The 17,198-nt window shown below is 38.2% G+C and carries 17 protein-coding genes and 1 pseudogene; 7 read left to right on the top strand and 11 right to left on the bottom strand.

The genetic code is table 11. The features are described from left to right. The first annotated feature begins 275 nt into the window (after positions 1-275). From brnQ to ACEYX7_RS08295, 3 genes are all read left to right on the top strand, one after another. Positions 276-1,628 carry a branched-chain amino acid transport system II carrier protein gene (brnQ, locus tag ACEYX7_RS08305; RefSeq protein WP_374805215.1) on the top strand — a complete coding sequence of 451 codons (1,353 nt, stop codon included), beginning with the start codon at positions 276-278 and terminating at the stop codon, positions 1,626-1,628. 141 nt (positions 1,629-1,769) lie between these two features. Next, a complete protein-coding gene (gene zupT / locus ACEYX7_RS08300; RefSeq protein WP_374805214.1) occupies positions 1,770-2,576 on the top strand; it encodes a zinc transporter ZupT in 807 nt (268 codons plus the stop codon). Between the two features lie 118 nt (positions 2,577-2,694). After that, positions 2,695-4,659, top strand: coding sequence for an ATP-binding cassette domain-containing protein (locus ACEYX7_RS08295; RefSeq protein WP_374805212.1), 1,965 nt, complete (start codon positions 2,695-2,697; stop codon positions 4,657-4,659). 203 nt (positions 4,660-4,862) lie between these two features. Here the strand turns inward: ACEYX7_RS08295 and ACEYX7_RS08290 are convergent, their stop codons facing one another. Continuing rightward, positions 4,863-5,351, bottom strand: coding sequence for a CHAP domain-containing protein (locus ACEYX7_RS08290; RefSeq protein ID WP_374805211.1), 489 nt, complete (start codon positions 5,349-5,351; stop codon positions 4,863-4,865). A 500-nt stretch (positions 5,352-5,851) separates the two neighbouring features. Here ACEYX7_RS08290 and ilvD point away from each other — a divergent pair, with 500 nt between their 5' ends. Further along, the gene (ilvD, locus tag ACEYX7_RS08285) at positions 5,852-7,537 is read left to right on the top strand and encodes a dihydroxy-acid dehydratase (RefSeq protein WP_374805210.1); all 1,686 of its coding nucleotides are present in this window, start codon (positions 5,852-5,854) and stop codon (positions 7,535-7,537) included. Between the two features lie 72 nt (positions 7,538-7,609). Here the strand turns inward: ilvD and rarD are convergent, their stop codons facing one another. After that, positions 7,610-8,497 (bottom strand): EamA family transporter RarD, encoded by an 888-nt coding sequence (gene rarD / locus ACEYX7_RS08280; RefSeq protein ID WP_374805208.1) that lies wholly within the window; start codon positions 8,495-8,497, stop codon positions 7,610-7,612. A 121-nt stretch (positions 8,498-8,618) separates the two neighbouring features. Further along, the gene (locus ACEYX7_RS08275) at positions 8,619-9,080 is read right to left on the bottom strand and encodes a YcgN family cysteine cluster protein (protein WP_374805207.1); all 462 of its coding nucleotides are present in this window, start codon (positions 9,078-9,080) and stop codon (positions 8,619-8,621) included. Positions 9,081-9,232: 152 nt separating this feature from the next. On the opposite strand from ACEYX7_RS08275, the gene ACEYX7_RS08270 reads away from it, so the two are divergent. Then, the gene (locus tag ACEYX7_RS08270; protein ID WP_374805206.1) at positions 9,233-9,589 is read left to right on the top strand and encodes a DMT family protein; all 357 of its coding nucleotides are present in this window, start codon (positions 9,233-9,235) and stop codon (positions 9,587-9,589) included. 254 nt (positions 9,590-9,843) lie between these two features. On the opposite strand, the gene ACEYX7_RS08265 is transcribed toward ACEYX7_RS08270, so the two are convergent. From ACEYX7_RS08265 to htpG, 4 genes and pseudogenes are all read right to left on the bottom strand, one after another. Further along, positions 9,844-9,984 carry a hypothetical protein gene (locus tag ACEYX7_RS08265; RefSeq protein WP_374806967.1) on the bottom strand — a complete coding sequence of 47 codons (141 nt, stop codon included), beginning with the start codon at positions 9,982-9,984 and terminating at the stop codon, positions 9,844-9,846. A 214-nt stretch (positions 9,985-10,198) separates the two neighbouring features. Next, positions 10,199-10,333, bottom strand: a pseudogene (locus ACEYX7_RS08260) (ImmA/IrrE family metallo-endopeptidase); the annotation flags it as partial. 239 nt (positions 10,334-10,572) lie between these two features. Continuing rightward, positions 10,573-10,938, bottom strand: a complete 366-nt coding sequence (locus ACEYX7_RS08255) for a helix-turn-helix domain-containing protein (protein WP_374804672.1) — start codon at positions 10,936-10,938, stop codon at positions 10,573-10,575. A 148-nt stretch (positions 10,939-11,086) separates the two neighbouring features. Continuing rightward, on the bottom strand, positions 11,087-12,991 hold the full coding sequence (gene htpG / locus ACEYX7_RS08250; protein ID WP_374804673.1) for a molecular chaperone HtpG: 1,905 nt from the start codon (positions 12,989-12,991) through the stop codon (positions 11,087-11,089). Between the two features lie 228 nt (positions 12,992-13,219). Between htpG and phhA the strand changes: the two genes are divergently transcribed. Both phhA and ACEYX7_RS08240 read left to right on the top strand, forming a co-directional pair. Beyond that, positions 13,220-14,050 (top strand): phenylalanine 4-monooxygenase, encoded by an 831-nt coding sequence (gene phhA / locus ACEYX7_RS08245; protein WP_374804674.1) that lies wholly within the window; start codon positions 13,220-13,222, stop codon positions 14,048-14,050. A 61-nt stretch (positions 14,051-14,111) separates the two neighbouring features. Further along, positions 14,112-14,450 (top strand): 4a-hydroxytetrahydrobiopterin dehydratase, encoded by a 339-nt coding sequence (locus ACEYX7_RS08240; protein ID WP_374804675.1) that lies wholly within the window; start codon positions 14,112-14,114, stop codon positions 14,448-14,450. 60 nt (positions 14,451-14,510) lie between these two features. Here the strand turns inward: ACEYX7_RS08240 and ACEYX7_RS08235 are convergent, their stop codons facing one another. The 4 genes from ACEYX7_RS08235 to ACEYX7_RS08220 all read right to left on the bottom strand — a co-directional run bounded on the left by ACEYX7_RS08235 (position 14,511) and on the right by ACEYX7_RS08220 (position 16,964). Further along, complete coding sequence (locus ACEYX7_RS08235) at positions 14,511-14,942, bottom strand: roadblock/LC7 domain-containing protein (protein ID WP_374804676.1); 432 nt, start codon at positions 14,940-14,942, stop codon at positions 14,511-14,513. Positions 14,943-14,954: 12 nt separating this feature from the next. Further along, positions 14,955-15,494 (bottom strand): GTP-binding protein, encoded by a 540-nt coding sequence (locus tag ACEYX7_RS08230; RefSeq protein WP_374804677.1) that lies wholly within the window; start codon positions 15,492-15,494, stop codon positions 14,955-14,957. Positions 15,495-15,507: 13 nt separating this feature from the next. After that, complete coding sequence (locus tag ACEYX7_RS08225; RefSeq protein ID WP_374900425.1) at positions 15,508-16,518, bottom strand: hypothetical protein; 1,011 nt, start codon at positions 16,516-16,518, stop codon at positions 15,508-15,510. A gap of 89 nt (positions 16,519-16,607) precedes the next feature. After that, the gene (locus ACEYX7_RS08220; RefSeq protein WP_374900423.1) at positions 16,608-16,964 is read right to left on the bottom strand and encodes a roadblock/LC7 domain-containing protein; all 357 of its coding nucleotides are present in this window, start codon (positions 16,962-16,964) and stop codon (positions 16,608-16,610) included. Positions 16,965-17,198: the final 234 nt, after the last annotated feature.

Raw genomic sequence — 17,198 nt, 5'->3', positions numbered from 1 at the left:
TTGAGAATGAAATTAGTGGCAGGATTTATAAATTGGCAAGTTAATCGCTAAATTTACATTTTCGAAAGAGGTCTATTCTATCTACATCTATTTGTTTATATATTTTAAACATAAATGTGAGTTATAAAAAATAATAATTATTACCAAGCCAAAACATTATTTGACTTTTATTTACATTTCATCAACAATCGGTTGTTCTTTTGAAAATTTCTGTCTTAACGACAATTTTCATCGAAAATATAATGCGTTAACAGACGATTTAGAGGTATTTCCGAATGGAAAACAATAAAGTACCAACCGCTACATTTATAGCGACTGGTCTAATGCTCTTTGCACTTTTTTTTGGTGCAGGTAACCTGATCTTTCCAGCAGGCATGGGTCAGCAAGCAGGTAGTGAAATCTTTACTGCACTGGCTGGATTTTTGATTACGGGCGTAGGTTTACCTTTGCTTGGTGTCATCGCAATTGGTTATTCTGGCTCACATGATGTACAAGATTTGGCATCTCGTGTTGCACCTTGGTATGGTGTGCTATTTGCTGTGATGTTGTATTTGGCGATCGGTCCATTTTTTGCGACACCACGTACTGCAACAGTTTCTTATGAAATTGGCGTGTTGCCTTTTTTAGGTGATGTGAGTGAGAGTGGCAAAAAAATTGGCTTATTTGCATTCTGTATCGCATTTTTTGGTATCAGTTACTGGTTCTCCATTTCTCCAGGCAAGTTGGTCGATCGTATTGGTAAGATCTTGACACCAGCATTATTGGTGGCGATTGTCATCTTGGCAGGTTATGCAGCGATTGCACCGATGGGTGATTTGCAAGCACCGAATAAGGATTTTGTTGAAGGGGCTTTTGTTAAAGGCTTGGTTGAAGGTTACGGCACAATGGATGCTTTGGCATCATTAGTGTTTGCGATTATCGTGATTGAAGCGGTACGTGGCATGGGCGTAACGGACAAGAGTAAAGTACTTGGTTTGACTGCCAAAGCAGGTTTTGTGGCAGCAGCATGTTTGGCAGTGGTGTATGTATTGATTGGCTATATGGGTGCGACAAGTGTAGCGGGTATCGGTATGCAAGATACTGGTGCATTAGTATTGTCAGGCAGTGCAAATCATTACTTCGGTACTTTTGGTAAATTGATCTTAGCTTTGATCGTGTTATTGGCATGTTTATCGACGTCGATTGGCTTGATCACTGCGTGTGGTGAGTATTTCAATCGCTTGGTTCCTAGTCTGTCCTATCACAAATGGGTATTGATTTTCTCTATTTCATCGTTTGTATTTGCAAACTTTGGCTTAAGTAATATCATTAAGTTTTCTATCCCTGCCTTGATGCTATTGTATCCACTGACTATTGCTATCATTGCACTTGCATTTTTGAATAATTTATTTGGCGGTAAACGCATCGTTTATATGACGACGATTTTATTCACTTCATTCTTTGCAATTATTGATGGTTGGAAAACGCTACACAAGATGCTTGAAGGCTCAGATACAGCATTGATTATGAATATTGATGCACGTCTATCTGAAATCCTACCTTTATATAGCTCAGGTTTGGGTTGGATATTACCAGCGATTGTTGGTTTTATCTTAGGCCTAGCCCTAAGCAAAGTAATGAAAAATTAATTTTACCTCAAAAAATACAGCAACTTTCGGGTTGCTTTATTTTTGCCTCATCAAAGAATATCTGTATTTTGTTGTTGTATAATAAAGCGATTCTATTTATAATTATTGAGAATAATTCTCATTTAAAAGAGTTTCTACACAATGGATTTTTCCTCTCCACAAGTCATGATTGCATTTACCGTAACCATTCTAGCCAGTCTAGCAACAGTGATAGGCGGTGCAATTGTACTATTCTTCAAACAGCCAAGTCCACGTCTGCTGTCTTTTGGTTTGGCCTTTGCGGCTGGAGCGATGATTTATGTGTCTTTGACTGAGATTCTGAATAAATCTATTCATTCATTTAGTGAAGCTTATGGTGAGCAATTTGGTTTTGCTTATGCTACGGTTGCGTTATTTTTAGGTATTTTTGCGGTGATTTTATTAGACCGCTTTGTACCCAATCCGCATGAAACCATTTCTATAGATGATGTTAAAAATCAGCCAAGCCAAAAGCTGTATCGTATGGGATTGCTGACTTTATTCGCCATTACTGCACATAATTTTCCAGAAGGTTTGGCGACATTTTTTGCGACATTAGAAGGTACAAGCTTGGGTGTGCCTTTGGCAGTTGCGATTGCGATTCATAACATTCCCGAAGGTATTGCCATCGCTATTCCAATTTATATGGCAACACAAAATAAGAAATTGGCACTGGGGGCAAGTTTTGTATCAGGTCTGGCAGAGCCAGTTGGTGCATTGATTGGTTATAGCATCTTGGCACCGTTTATGAGTCCGACGGTATATGGTACGGTGTTTGGTATGATTGGTGGTGTGATGGTGTTTTTGGCACTGGATGAATTGTTGCCTGCCGCCAAGCGTTATGCACAAGGGCATGAAACGGTCTATGGATTGGTGACAGGCATGGGTGTATTGGCATTTAGCGTGGTGTTGTTTAAGTTTGTTAGTTAGTTAAGCGTAGGATTAAAAAGATTTTGTCTTTTAAAACTTGATAAATGTGCAGAACATTTGTTATCTCTCACCAATCAATTTACAATACTGCATCCGAAATAACAACGATGACATCACCATGATTCAATTGCAAAATCTCAGCTTACGCCGTGGTAGCCGTGCTTTATTTGAAAAAGCCACCTTACAACTACATCACGGTTGGAAAGTCGGCTTAACGGGCGTCAATGGTGCAGGGAAGTCATCACTTTTTGCAGGATTATTAGGGCATTTACAACCTGATGTTGGTGAGCTGATTCGCCCGCAACATTGGACCGTGGCACACATGGCACAAGAAATCGAAGCTTTGGATCTTAAAGCCTTAGATTTTGTTTTGTCAGGTGATGAAGAATATTGGACAATCCAACAACAATTAGCACAACCAGAACAATTAAGCGTAGATGAATTAGCCCATTTACACGGACGCTTTGATGAAATCCAAGGCTATACCGCACCAGCCAAAGCCGCACAACTGTTATCAGGTCTCGGTTTTAGTAATCAACAAATTGAACATACTGTACAAAGTTTTTCGGGTGGTTGGCGGATGCGTTTGAATTTGGCACGCACGCTGATGAGCCGTTCGGATTTATTATTATTGGATGAACCAACCAACCATTTGGATTTGGATGCGATTTTATGGCTCGAAGATTGGCTTAATCGTTATCAAGGTACTTTGATTTTGATTTCACATGACCGTGACTTTTTGGATGCGGTGACCGACCACATTTTACATATCGAAAATGGTGAATTGACACTATATACAGGCAATTATTCTAGCTTTGAAGTGATTCGTAGTGAACGCTTGGCACAGCAACAGCAAGCCTATGAAAAACAACAAGAAACTAAAGCCCATTTACAAAAATTTATCGACCGTTTTAAAGCAAAAGCCACTAAAGCACGTCAAGCCCAAAGCCGTATCAAGCAATTGGAACGGATGCAACAGCTTGCCCCTGCACATGTAGATAATCCATTTAGCTTTAGCTTTCGTGAACCAAGTAAAATGAGTTCACCGTTACTGTCTTTAAGCCAAGCGGAAATCGGCTATAGTCGTGACAAAAGCATTGCCAAAAAGATTAATTTACAAATCACCCCAAATACCCGTTTAGGTTTGCTGGGTATGAATGGTGCTGGTAAATCAACCTTGATTAAATCATTGGTCGGTGATTTGCCATTATTGGCAGGCGAACGTAAAGCGTCAGAATTACTCAATATTGGCTATTTTAATCAACATCAGATGGATAGCCTTGATAATCAAGCTACACCGATGTTGCAATTGGCTCGTATCGCTGATAAAAGCATTAGTGAAGCCAGTTTGCGTGCCTTTTTGGGTGGATTTGGCTTTAATGGTGAACGCATGGATACCATTTGCGATAAATTCTCGGGGGGTGAACGTGCCCGATTGGCGTTAGCATTGATTGTTTGGCAACGTCCAAACGTGTTAATACTAGACGAGCCAACTAACCATTTGGACTTGGATATGCGTCATGCCTTGAGTATGGCATTGCAAGATTTTGAAGGGGCGGTGGTGCTGGTCTCGCACGAACGCCAGCTTATCAGTGCGGTATGTGATGAATTACTGTTGGTACATGATGGTAAAGTGACTGAATTTGATGGCGATTTGCAAGATTATGCACAATGGTTGCGTCAAGCCCGTCAGGAAATGCTCAATCAACAAAACGCACAAAATAAAGATGCACAACAAAAGACAGCATCAGTCGCCGAAAATGCTACTTCTTCAGTAGAAAATAAACCACAAAAAGTCGATAAAGAAGCCGATCGCAAAGAAGCTGCTCGTCGTCGTGAAATGACCCGTCCAATTCGTAAAAAGATTGAGCAAAATGAACAGAAAATCGAAAAAATCCAAGCCAAACTCAAAGATATTGAGCAACAACTGACTGACAACAGCTTATACGACGCAGAACGCAAAAACGATCTACTCAACATTATGAATGAACAAAACAGCCAAAATCAACAACTTGCCACGTTAGAAGAACAAATGTTGGAATGGATGATGGAACTAGAAGAATTAGAGAGTAGTTTTGAATAATTTATAAATAAAAACTGGAAAAATAAAAGCGACTTAAATAAGTCGCTTTTTTGTTGTGCAAAATATTTTTTATGATTCAAAGCTATAACTGGCTTGCCACGAATATTCAAAATATTCAATTTTGCTAGGCATTACAAGAACTTGGCAAAATATAATAATAAGCGAGGTATAACAATTTGCACGATAAATTTTAAAACTAGAAATTAACTTAAACGATAGTAGCTATAGCTTACGTTCGGGTCACGGTACACTGCGTGAGTGTCTTGGCGATAGTCAGAAATCCAACCTGATGGTGTATAACCTGCGATATGACCATAACGATGTTTTGCGGTACGATGAATAATATAAATGTCACCGACTTGTGGATTATCAAACTGAGGATTAATCTTTCTATATCCAACAGATTCTAGCGTTGGACCCCAATCTGATGCTGCTACAGGATTATTAAAGATATTCGCACCTGCGGATTGTAGAGCAATACGTACGTATCTTGCACATCTGCTAGCACTTCTTGACAAAGACATTCTTTCTAATTTTGCGGTAAATTGTTCAATGTCTACACCACGATTGCCTGTCCATTTGATAAAACTGTCTGCTGGACTTTCTTTTGCTTTAACAGCGTGAGCTACGCGGGCTGGCTTTGTACCATTTGTATAATGATGAGCAGTAGTGTTGGGAACGTCGTATGCCATGCGAAATACCTTTGTGGTTGAACATGGCAAGTATAAATAGCACGCAAAATTGATATGTCAAAACTTTATTACCCCAAAAGTTTTGCAAAATGTGTCAATGTGATGAAATGAAACAGGAATCCCTAATTTATGTGGGGTATTTCACCATTTTCACGGAATTATGGATGAAGTATGTGTTTTATGGTTTTTATTGAAATATCTAAAAAAGCATCGATTTTGAGATAAAATGCCAATCAATTTTATGCTTTTGTAGCATTTTACAAGGCTTTTGAGCCTGTTCATAATCTAATTCTGTATAAAATATATCACTTTTTGTAACTACTGAATAAGCAATATTTCTTTCAAAAAAAAATGATGAATAAAAACTTTTGTTAAACTTAAACACAATAACTTATGCAAAAGTTTTATATTTTAAGCTAAACTAATATGATAATTTTTTGAGTTGCCTATAGAGCTATCAGCAAATCGCCAATAGCGGTATCAGCAAAAGGATGATAATCATGAAAGACCAAGATTTACGCCAACACTCTGCACCAGTATATGACGGTGTAGAAAACGCTCCAGCACGTTCGATGATGCGTGCAGTGGGTTTTAAAGATGACGATTTTAAAAAACCACAAATCGGTATTGCATCGACTTGGGCGAATGTCACGCCATGTAATATGCACATTGACGGCTTGGCGCGCCAAGTAGAACAAGGCGTAAATCAAGCCAATGGTATCGCAGTGATTTTTAATACCATTACCATTTCGGACGGTATTTCCAACGGTACTGAAGGCATGAAATATTCATTACTATCGCGTGAAGTGATTGCCGACTCGATTGAAACAGTGGTCGGCTGTCAAGGTTTTGACGGTGTGATTGCGATTGGTGGTTGTGATAAAAACATGCCAGGTTGTATCATGGGCTTGGCGCGTCTAAACCGCCCAGGTTTGTTTATTTACGGCGGTTCGATTCGTCCAGGTGAAGGACATACTGATATTATTTCGGTATTTGAAGCAGTCGGACAACACGCCAAAGGCGAAATCAACGCTATCCAAGTCAAGCAAATCGAAGAAGTGTCGATTCCTGGTCCGGGTTCATGTGGTGGGATGTACACCGCAAACACTATGGCATCAGCGATTGAAGCGTTGGGCATGAGTTTACCGGGTTCATCAGCACAAGATGCGATATCGCAAGACAAAATCGATGATTGCCAACGTGCAGGCGAAGCGGTATTGAATTTGTTGCGTTTGGACATCAAACCACGTGACATCATGACCAAAGCGGCATTTGAAAACTCTATCAAAGTAGTGATTGCCTTGGGTGGTTCGACCAATGCGGTGTTGCACTTATTGGCGATGGCACACACGGCAGGTGTGGATTTAAGCCTAGAAGATTTTGAGCGTATCGGTAAAGAAATTCCAGTTGTGGCGGACGTACGTCCGTCAGGCAAATATTTGATGTCTGAATTAATCAAAATCGGTGGTATTCAACCATTGATGAAGCGTATGTTAGATGCAGGCATGTTGGATGGTTCATGCTTGACGGTAACGGGCAAGACGTTGGCGGAAAACTTGGCAGATGTACAAGATTATCCTGAAGGTCAAGAAATCATCATGCCATTTGATCAGCCAATCAAAAAAGATTCGCATCTTGTGGTACTCAAGGGTAACTTATCACCAACAGGTGCTGTAGCGAAAATTTCAGGTAAAGAAGGCTTGTATTTTGAAGGTGCGGCACGTGTGTTTGAAGGTGAAGAAGGGGCAATGCGTGGCATCTTAGATGGCGAAGTGCAAGAAGGCGAAGTGGTGGTGATTCGTGGCGAAGGACCAAAAGGTGGGCCAGGTATGCGTGAAATGCTCAAGCCTACATCTGCCATCATTGGTAAAGGTTTGGGTAAATCTGTAGCATTGATTACTGATGGGCGTTTCTCAGGTGGTAGTCATGGCTTTGTGATTGGACATGTTACGCCAGAAGCCTATGAGGGTGGCCCGATTGGTTTAGTAAAAAATGGCGATAAAATCTCCATCAATGCCGAAACCAAAGAAATCACTTTGCATATTGATGATGCCGAAATGCAACAGCGTAAACAAGCTTGGCAAAAGCCTGCACCAAAATATACGCACGGTGCATTAGCAAAATTCGCCAAACTCACGTCTGGTGCGGACAAAGGTGCGGTGACGGATTTGAACTTGGATGTTTAACTGATTAAGACATTAAACGTTTATGAATTAAAATCGGCATTTGTATAAATGCCGATTTTTTTATCAAAAGTGTTAGCTATTTTTTGTATGACGGAAACTCGCATAAACAAATAAAGCCACACCCAACCATACCCAAACATAGCCAATAAAACGATTTAAATCAAATAGTTCATGAAATACAAAAATGCCCAATAAAAATTGTATCGTTGGTGTGATGTATTGCAAAATACCTAATAAAGACAGCGGAATTTTTTTACTGGCAGATGCAAAGAGGAGTAGTGGAATCATGGTGACCAAGCCGCTACCAACCAAAATCGCAATCAAAAACGGTGAAAGTTGTAAAAATACCAATGTTTGATTTGCTTGATGCCATGTCAGAAAGAGCAAGGTAATTGGTAATAATAGTAAGGTCTCAACCGTAAAACCCAGTAAAGCGGGCAGGGGAGCTAACTTGCGAACCAATCCGTAAACACCCCATGTTAATGCAATCACAATACCCAGCCAAGGTAGATGCCCCGCCAACATTGCCAACCAAACAACACCTGCAAAAGCCAAAGCTAAAGCAATGATTTTAATGGTATTTAGCTGTTCTTTTAGGAATATACGTGCACATAAAATGGTGATAAGCGGTGCTAAAAAATAGCCCAGACTGGCTTGTAAAACTTGCTTAGTCGTAATAGTTACCAAATAGGTTAGCCAATTCACTGCCAACAAACTGGCACATAATAAGAACACCAGTAATACTTTTTTGTTGGTCAATGCTTGCCAAAGTGCTTTTGATTGTGTCGTCAGCACCACAGCAATCATGGCAAATAATGAACCCCAAACAATACGATGTGCCAACAGTTGATCGGCAGGGTAATTCACCAAAGGATACCAATATAAAGGAAACAATCCCCAAATGAGATAACAGCTCAAAATTTGAATCAAGCCTGTGCGATCTACCGTCTTTGCATTCATACTCATATCCTTAGGTGGTGTATCATTATTTCTCATTGACATAATATGGATTTCACGTGAAATCTTTTGATATCAAGACTAAATCTTTTTCTACGTACAATGGTGAATTAGCCTAAATCTGTCACCTGACCCAACGTACAATATAATTTTCAATATCATCTTCATCAATCGAAGATTCGGGAATACAACGTTTGGCGATAGATTTTTTGGCTTTGATGACGCTTTGCCTATCGCCTGTGATGAGATAATGCCAAGGTGGCAAATCTTTATTTAGCAATAAACGGCGATAAGCACAGCTTGAAGGGAGCCATTTGATTTTTTTCAATGTTTCTAAATCTAATTGTACACAATCAGGCACAAAGTTTTTACGCTCGGCATAATTTTGACAGCGTGCGGTTTGACAGTCTAATAATTTGCAAGCGACTTTGGTATAGGCAATATCACCTGTATCTTCATCTTCAAGTTTGACCAAACAACATTGTCCACAACCATCGCACAAGGCTTCCCATTCAGCCTGAGTAAGCTGTTCTAAGGAATAATTTTTCCAAAAATTTGGGCGTAATTGTGGATCTAATGAAGACATGGCTGACATCATGTAAAGCAAAAATAACAGTGTAGTTTAACACTTTTATATACTCATATTGGATTATTTTTGGAATTTATCTTACAGTTTATAGTAAACAAAAAAGTGATTTATCGTTACAATAGCATTTTCATAAATCGTAAAGTGATTTGATGACAATAAACATTAATCCGATTTTTATCACTGTAGGTTTACTGACCTTAAGTAATATTTTTATGACTTTTGCATGGTATGGTCATCTTAAAAATATGAGCAGTCAACCATGGATCATTGCAACTTTGGTAAGTTGGGGCATTGCGTTATTTGAGTATATGTTGCAAGTACCTGCCAATCGGATTGGGCATACTGTGCTGAATGTCGGGCAATTAAAAATCATGCAAGAAGTGATTACCCTTGTGGTTTTTGTGCCATTTGCCTTTTTGTATCTCAAAGAACCGTTAAAATTGGATTATTTATGGGCTGGTTTATGCTTATTAGGGGCTGTGTATTTTGTCTTTCGCAATCCTTAAATAGATTAATGAATTTTTAAATTTATAAGCTAAATTTTTCTTGAAAGGCAATAGGATTAATATGTTAAAAGATTTTTGCGGCTTGTAAAATTTTAGTCGTTCTCCACTTCATCACGAGAACATTTTGTAGTAAATTATATTTTTATTTGTGTAAAAGCCTACCTTAATGAACTTTTACAGGGTATCAATTTATTATCAATCTCTCCAATGGCAATGATTGCTATTTTTAAAGATTTAAGGTTTCTAACATGGCACTAAAAAGCACCATGCTTGATAGCCATAATCATGAGCATCTCTTTGCCAAAATTACCACGCACACGACGAGTACGGCAACAGACCCATTTCATACCTTTCGGTGATGGAAATGAATTAATTTTTTCATGAAATTTCTCCAAGAAAAATGCCTAACTGACTTGTCTAATAACCCTAAAACTAATAAAATTTCAATTCCTACATATCTATTGTATAGTTTCAGGGCTTTATGTTGTCCAGTTACTTAACAACATAAAACTGGTGTTTTAGAAATAAAGCATCAGTTTTTTGCTTCCTTGTATCTTAAGCAAGCACATTGATAACTAATATTATATTTCAACATAATTTCTTGTACTCTTAAGTCTTGCATCCGCTTAAAGGAGCTAGTAACTCAGTAGCAAATTGATTAGCCTGCCACTCACTATCCTCAAAAACCTTATGATCAGAACAACCTCTATTTAGCGTTGTACCTTCGTGTAAAATGAGGTGCCCAAATTCATGTGAATAGTGAACCTTGCTCGACTATCATTTTTGTGTAGGTTATCATAAACATCTTCTCTAATATGCATTAACATTGAATCTGGTGAAATAGCAACCTCTGTTTCTCCCATTTCAGCTTTATTTTTACTACAAATCTGAACTTATGATTTGTCCACTTTGGTAGTTCAATTTCAAGCAACTGCAAAATATTACATGGTTTATTTACCCCTTTATTTGAAGAATGTAAGTGGTTATTTAACATCACTATCAACTTCTGCTAAGAATTTTTTGAGTTTTTCCAAATCAAAAGTGTTATTATCTAGTCTACGTGCAAACATCATTGCTAACTCTGCTTCGTAGTCATTACTAGGTCTAATAATCACATCTTGTTCAAGTTTACTGGCTTGCGTAATTAAACTATTAGCTTTTTCATCAGATAAACTAAGGAAGCTGATAATTTTATTTAGCAAGTTTGCATTGATTGGCTTGTTACCAGTTTCAATTGCTGATAAATAGGGGGATGATACACCTATTGCATCAGCCATTTCTTTTAGCATAACATTTTTTTCAATACGTAAAATTCTTAGCATTTTGCCAAATTCTGTTACTTTTGCCATAACAATTCTCCTAAAGGTTAAGAATTTAACCTTTTATTATATTAACCAATAGGATAATTTATTTCAGCAAAGGAAACAAAAATATTTTCCAATTGTACAAAAACGAGCTAAACAATACTGTCAGCTCGTTTTATTATCACGGAGGTTCTTATTTTAATAACAAACTATTGATACGCTTCACATATTCCGCAGGATCTTCAGGCAAACCACCTTCTGCAATCACCGCTTGATCAAATAACACATTGGCTAAATCATCAAATTGCGTGCTTTCATTGAGCTTTTGTACCAACGGATGCGTTGGGTTGATTTCCAAAATCGGCTTGCTTTCAGGTACATCTTGTCCCGCTTGTTTGAGCATACGCAACAATTGCGGTGAAAGCTCGCCATCAGCCGTTACCAAACAAGCAGGTGAATCGACCAAACGAGTCGTCACACGTACTTCTTTGGTTTTGCCTTTTAAAGTTTCACCCAAACGGTCAAGCACTGGCTTCATTTCTAACTGTGCGGTTTCTAGGGCTTTTTTCTCTGCTTCATCTTGCAAATCGCCCAAATCTACCGCACCTTTGGCAATGCTTTGCATTGGTGTGCCGTCAAATTCATGTACAAAATTCATTGACCATTCATCGACACGATCCGACATCAATAATACTTCGATGCCTTTTTTCTTGAATAATTCCAATTGTGGTGAGTTTTTCGCAGTCGCCCAATTGTCCGCAGTCACATAATAAATGGCTTTTTGACCTTCAGGCATACGAGCTTTATAGTCTGCCAAAGACGTGCTGACATCATCATTGGTTGAAGTAGCAAAACGCAATAATTTTAAAATACGCTCACGGTTACCAAAGTCTTCACCCAAACCTTCTTTTAATACCGCACCAAATTCACTATAAAATTGTTTGAATTTAGCTTGTTCTTGTTCATCTTCCGATTTTGCCAAGCTGTCTAATACTGTTAAAACACGGCGTGCATTGCCTTCACGAATGGTTTTGACATCACGGCTTTCTTGCAACAATTCACGGCTGACGTTCAATGGCAAGTCAGCACTATCCACCACACCTTGCACAAAACGCAAATAATTTGGCATCAAATTATCGGCATCATCCATGATAAACACACGTTTCACATACAGTTTAATACCTGCTTTTGATTCACGGGTAAAAATATCGTGCGGTGCTTTGCTTGGGATGTACAACAATTGCGTATATTCGGTATTACCTTCGACACGGTTATGCGACCAAATCAGTGGTGCTTCAAAGTCGTGACTTAAATTTTTATAAAATTCAACGTATTGCTCTTCACTAATCTCGCTCTTACTACGCGTCCATAAGGCACTGGCTGAGTTGATGGTTTCCCAATCATCGGTGATGACCATTTGACTATTTTCAGGATTTTCTTCATCTTCTTGCCAAACTTCTTTTTGCATTTGGATTGGCAAACTGATGTGATCGGAATATTTATTAACGATTTGTTTGACTTTATAAGCGTTGAGATAATCCAAAGCATCTTCACGCAAATGCAAAATAATATCTGTTCCACGTGAAACTTTTTCGATTTGCTCTACGGTAAATTCACCTGTACCGCCACTAATCCAGCGTACGCCTTGATTAGCATTCAAACCTGCACGACGTGATTCAACCGTGATTTTATCTGCCACGATAAAACCTGAGTAAAAACCAACACCGAATTGACCGATTAATTGTGCATCCGATTTTTGGTCGCCCGTGAGTTTGGACATAAAATCTTTGGTGCCTGATTTGGCAATCGTACCTAAATTATCAATCGCTTCTTGTTCGCTTAGACCGATACCATTATCCGAGATGGTGATGGTTTTTGCGTCTTTATCCAACACGATACGCACACGCAAATCGCTGTCATTTTCATATAATTCAGGCTGATTGATGCCTTCAAAACGTAATTTATCGCACGCATCGGATGCGTTAGAGACCAATTCACGCAGGAAAATATCTGGATTTGAATATAAAGAATGCGTCACCAAATGCAACAATTGGGTAACTTCAGCTTGGAAAGCGTGTTTTTGCGTTTGTTCTGTCATGTTAAATTTCCTAAAATTTATGATGAATTATAGATAGGGTAAATGTTAGATTTTTCAACACCAAATGCTATTTTTTTATTCATTGCCATGTTTTTATGCCTAAAATAACAAGTATAAGAAAAGCAGATGTATTCATCGTGATATTTGATAAAAAAAGTAAATGTTTGCCTATTGTTTTGGTTATTAGTCTAATATATACTCAATAAAGCTTAAAAAAAGAGCATCGTTATGGAAAACCAAGATTTATCTACAGCAATAAGCAATACCACCGCAATCGCCCATGGCTATACAGCGAGAACAGCTGACGAAAATGGCTACATCGATTACAGCGAACAAGAACATCAAACTTGGCAAGCTTTGCTTACTCGCCAACAAGCCAATTTGGGTGGTAAAGCTTGCCAAGCTTATTTAGATGGTTTGGCAAAATTAAACTTGTCTATAGATCAAATCCCACAGTTAAGCCATATTGATGACGTATTACAAGCAACAACAGGCTGGCGTACAGCACCAGTTCCTGCATTAATTTCTTTTAGCAAATTTTTTAATTTATTGGCAAATAAATCTTTTCCTGTAGCGACTTTTATTCGTCGTCCTGAAGATTTTGACTATATCCAAGAGCCTGATATTTTTCATGAAATTGTCGGACATTGTCCTTTATTAACGCATCCTGCCTTTGCAAGTTTTACCGAAACTTATGGCAAATTGGGCGTGAATGCCACCAAGCAAGAACGTACATTTTTAGCACGGCTGTATTGGTTTACTGTTGAATTTGGCTTAATGGGCAAAACAGCCGAAAGTTATTCGATTTATGGCGGGGGAATTTTAAGCTCACCTGCCGAAACCAATTATGCCTTGAGCGATGTGCCTGAGCATCGTCCGTTCGTGATTGAAGACGTGTTACGCACGCCTTATCGTATTGATAAATTACAGCCAATTTATTATGTGATTGAAGATATTGAGCAGTTATTTGAACTCAGTAAAATTGATATGATGGCAAAAGTACATCAAGCCATGGAAAAGGGATTATTTGAACCACATCCAAGCCTTGTACAGCACTGATTTTTAAACCAAAACTTAAATTTTTTAAGTGAACTCAACCTTGTCTATAGAAGGAAATATGATGACTGATCTCGCACAACAACACTGTGAAGCTTGCCACCTTGATGCACCAACAGTATGCGATAGCCAAATCCCAAGTTTGATGACGCAAATCTCTGATTGGAAATTGATCAAAGTGGATGGTATCAATCAAATCACTCGTGTATATAAATTTAAAAATTTTAAAGATGCGATGGCATTTAGCAATCGCTTGGCGGACTTAGCTGAGAGCGAAGGACATCATCCTGCAATCTTGACTGAGTGGGGTAAAACAACAGTCACATGGTGGTCACATTCGATCAAAGGCTTACACCGTAACGACTTTATTATGGCAGCAAAAACCGATCAATTATTCGTATAATATCAATCATCAAAACACAAAAAAGGCATTTCTCTGATGCCTTTTTTATTTATTTCTCAATTATCTTGAGATACGTGAGTCAGCCAGTGCGATATTATCCGATGCACGTTTTACTGCATGCAATAATTGTCCCAATAATACGTCACGTGCAGAAATCGTCACAATGATCATTGGGTGGTTACGTGCTGGAATGGACGTCAAAATGGCTTTGCCATTCTCAGCATCTAAAGTCACAGATTGGCAGCCGACCAATTGAATCTCATTCACAAAAGCACTAACCATAGCGAGAATAGAACTGCTTACAGCAGCCAATTTACCACTATTATTGACATCACGTTTATTGACAGACGCAATCTCAAAGCCATCGGTAGAGCAGAGCATCACATAGCTTACACCGCTCACATCAAAAAGTACGTTTTGAATTTCTCTTTTGGCGATTGTTACCAACTCTTCAGGTGCTTTACGCTGATTATTTTGATGTTTACCAAACATGGCATCGACTCCTTAGCCGTTTTGTAAAGTCACTTCGAGCGACGTTACAAGTGTGTCAACTAATAACAGCACGTCCTTATCTTCACGTGCATCTACATAGAACAAAGGATAGTTTTTTCCAATTTTATCTAACCATTCACGATACATTGTGGTTGGACGCTCTGGCATAGCATCAATGTGAGTAATACCAATCGCGATATTATCTGTATATTCTTTAAATGCATTTTCATAAAATTCTAATGCTTGTAAAGGATTATCGTTACTGTGGTCTATCAGAATGATTGCACCTATTGCACCTTTTGAAATAATCGACCACATAAAATCAAAACGATCTTGACCAGGTGTGCCATACAGACCCACTTTTACGCCGTCATCTAAAGTTATTTCACCATAGTCAATACCAACAGTAGTCAGCATTTTTTCATGTGAAGTGACGTCGGTATTTAATGCTTCAGTGGATAATACGGGAATGTCAGAAAGCGCTTGAATAGCCGCTGTCTTTCCTGCACCCATTGCACCGCCGAACACAATTTTATATTCATGCAAAATCATTATTTATAATCTCCTACAGTCCTAAACGGCGACGTAAACCACCAAAGAATTTACGAATTGCACCTAGGTTTTCAGATTTTACATCAACATCTGTAGTCGCAAACTTAGCATCTGTGGCTTCAATAGCATAAATCAAGTCTGCACCCAATGCTGCAGACACAAACTGCCTTACGTCAGTGACTGGAATATTTAGTTGTTTTGCTACTTGTTTGATTTCAGCCCCTTTTGCAAAGCACGCAGATAGCCTTAAGATATCTCTTTTGTCTGCTTCATGCTTTGGTTGTGGCCAATATTTAAGTTTTAAATAGCCTTGCTCTGGTGCAAGTGTCATATAGTCTGGCGAGTGCCATAACAAATCAAATAGCCAAAATTTCATATCCTGTGGCACGATATTACCGTATTTCAGCGTGTCATTCATTTTAGCAAAAGTAAAATTTAAGCTATTATCTGTACTACGGATCAAATTCTCTGGATTAGACCAAAATTGTTCTGTTCTTGGGTCTAAAACACCAATTTGCCCACGTTGATCAAATACCAAAGCTTTACCGTTTTGGGGATTAAATAGATCTCGCAATAACGCTAATTTATCGCCAACATTGTAGTTATTCGCAACAGGGGTATTTTGTTGTGTTGTTTCAAAACGAGAATGGCTTGTTTCATCAAAGCTACTGCGTGTAGAAGATGGTGTAGTGTTACTTAAAATATTTTTATTGAACCATGTTTCAAAATGAGAAGAATTCATGATAGGAAGATATAAAATATCACCTTCGATAATACTATTTTTTTCTGGTTTGGTTGCCAAACGCAAAACATTTAGGTTATTGTTTTTAACTAAATTTTGAATACTTGGTGTTTCAAAAAAAAGCTCATTGATAAACAATGCATCTAAGTTTGGCTCTGAAATATTTTTCCAATTTATTGTTGTTTGGTGAGAAACCAAGCGATCAACTAGGCTTTTAAAATCATTCAAAGCACGTAAACTCAAACCGAATGCACATAAATTGACTGTTTTTTTTGTACTCATATCACGTTCTCAACCATCAAAAAAATACTAAACAAGCCTGATAGCACCAAAGACTACAGGCTTGATTGATTGAAGCAAATAATTCAGAATTAAGAAAAATCTAATTCTTTTTCAAAGCTTTTCAACTCATGACGAGCCATTGCAAGGTTTGATTTGCTACGATCAAGTACCAAGTACAAGAACAATGCATTGTTACGATCCAAAGGACGGATCAAGTGGTATTGCTTACCTAAAGTGATAAGAATGTCTTCGATTTCGTCATTTAATTTCAGTGTAGCAGCAACTTTACGTTTTGCACGTACAACTTCTGTGTTACCTGCAGACGCTAATTCAAGATCCATACCGCCACCTTGAGTTGCAAGTGCAAGACCACTGTCGCTATCAACTAAAGCAGCAGCTATGAAACCATCGATATCAGAAAGCGGTTGTAAAGAAAGTTTAGCCATGATTAGACTCCTTTGTCTAAAAAATAGAATTTCTATGTGATTTTAGTAATACAGTCAGGTTTATTTTGCTGTTTTACCTTCGATTATTATAATATATCAAAAGAATAATAGGCAATATATTTAGTGTTTTTTGTCATTATTTTTATTAGCAAAAAGTATAATAGACCTCTTGCGAAAGTTTTGATATAATGACAAGATGAGATACGAAACAATCAAGGGCTTTAGCGACAGCCA

The organism is Hubeiibacter jixunmingi (genome assembly GCF_041928215.1).
Taxonomy (GTDB): domain Bacteria; phylum Pseudomonadota; class Gammaproteobacteria; order Pseudomonadales; family Moraxellaceae; genus Acinetobacter.
Note: the sequence above shows the minus strand (reverse complement) of the source record. Positions and strands in the feature narration are given on the sequence as shown.

Excerpts from the sequence above, each read along its gene's own strand:
- brnQ (WP_374805215.1), top strand. The coding sequence starts at position 276 with ATGGAAAACAATAAAGTACCAACCGCTACATTTATAGCGACTGGTCTA.
- zupT (WP_374805214.1), top strand. The coding sequence starts at position 1,770 with ATGGATTTTTCCTCTCCACAAGTCATGATTGCATTTACCGTAACCATT.
- ACEYX7_RS08295 (WP_374805212.1), top strand. The coding sequence starts at position 2,695 with ATGATTCAATTGCAAAATCTCAGCTTACGCCGTGGTAGCCGTGCTTTA.
- ACEYX7_RS08290 (WP_374805211.1), bottom strand. The coding sequence starts at position 5,351 with ATGGCATACGACGTTCCCAACACTACTGCTCATCATTATACAAATGGT.
- ilvD (WP_374805210.1), top strand. The coding sequence starts at position 5,852 with ATGAAAGACCAAGATTTACGCCAACACTCTGCACCAGTATATGACGGT.
- rarD (WP_374805208.1), bottom strand. The coding sequence starts at position 8,497 with ATGAATGCAAAGACGGTAGATCGCACAGGCTTGATTCAAATTTTGAGC.
- ACEYX7_RS08275 (WP_374805207.1), bottom strand. The coding sequence starts at position 9,080 with ATGTCTTCATTAGATCCACAATTACGCCCAAATTTTTGGAAAAATTAT.
- ACEYX7_RS08270 (WP_374805206.1), top strand. The coding sequence starts at position 9,233 with ATGACAATAAACATTAATCCGATTTTTATCACTGTAGGTTTACTGACC.
- ACEYX7_RS08255 (WP_374804672.1), bottom strand. The coding sequence starts at position 10,938 with ATGGCAAAAGTAACAGAATTTGGCAAAATGCTAAGAATTTTACGTATT.
- htpG (WP_374804673.1), bottom strand. The coding sequence starts at position 12,991 with ATGACAGAACAAACGCAAAAACACGCTTTCCAAGCTGAAGTTACCCAA.
- phhA (WP_374804674.1), top strand. The coding sequence starts at position 13,220 with ATGGAAAACCAAGATTTATCTACAGCAATAAGCAATACCACCGCAATC.
- ACEYX7_RS08240 (WP_374804675.1), top strand. The coding sequence starts at position 14,112 with ATGACTGATCTCGCACAACAACACTGTGAAGCTTGCCACCTTGATGCA.
- ACEYX7_RS08235 (WP_374804676.1), bottom strand. The coding sequence starts at position 14,942 with ATGTTTGGTAAACATCAAAATAATCAGCGTAAAGCACCTGAAGAGTTG.
- ACEYX7_RS08230 (WP_374804677.1), bottom strand. The coding sequence starts at position 15,494 with ATGATTTTGCATGAATATAAAATTGTGTTCGGCGGTGCAATGGGTGCA.
- ACEYX7_RS08225 (WP_374900425.1), bottom strand. The coding sequence starts at position 16,518 with ATGAGTACAAAAAAAACAGTCAATTTATGTGCATTCGGTTTGAGTTTA.
- ACEYX7_RS08220 (WP_374900423.1), bottom strand. The coding sequence starts at position 16,964 with ATGGCTAAACTTTCTTTACAACCGCTTTCTGATATCGATGGTTTCATA.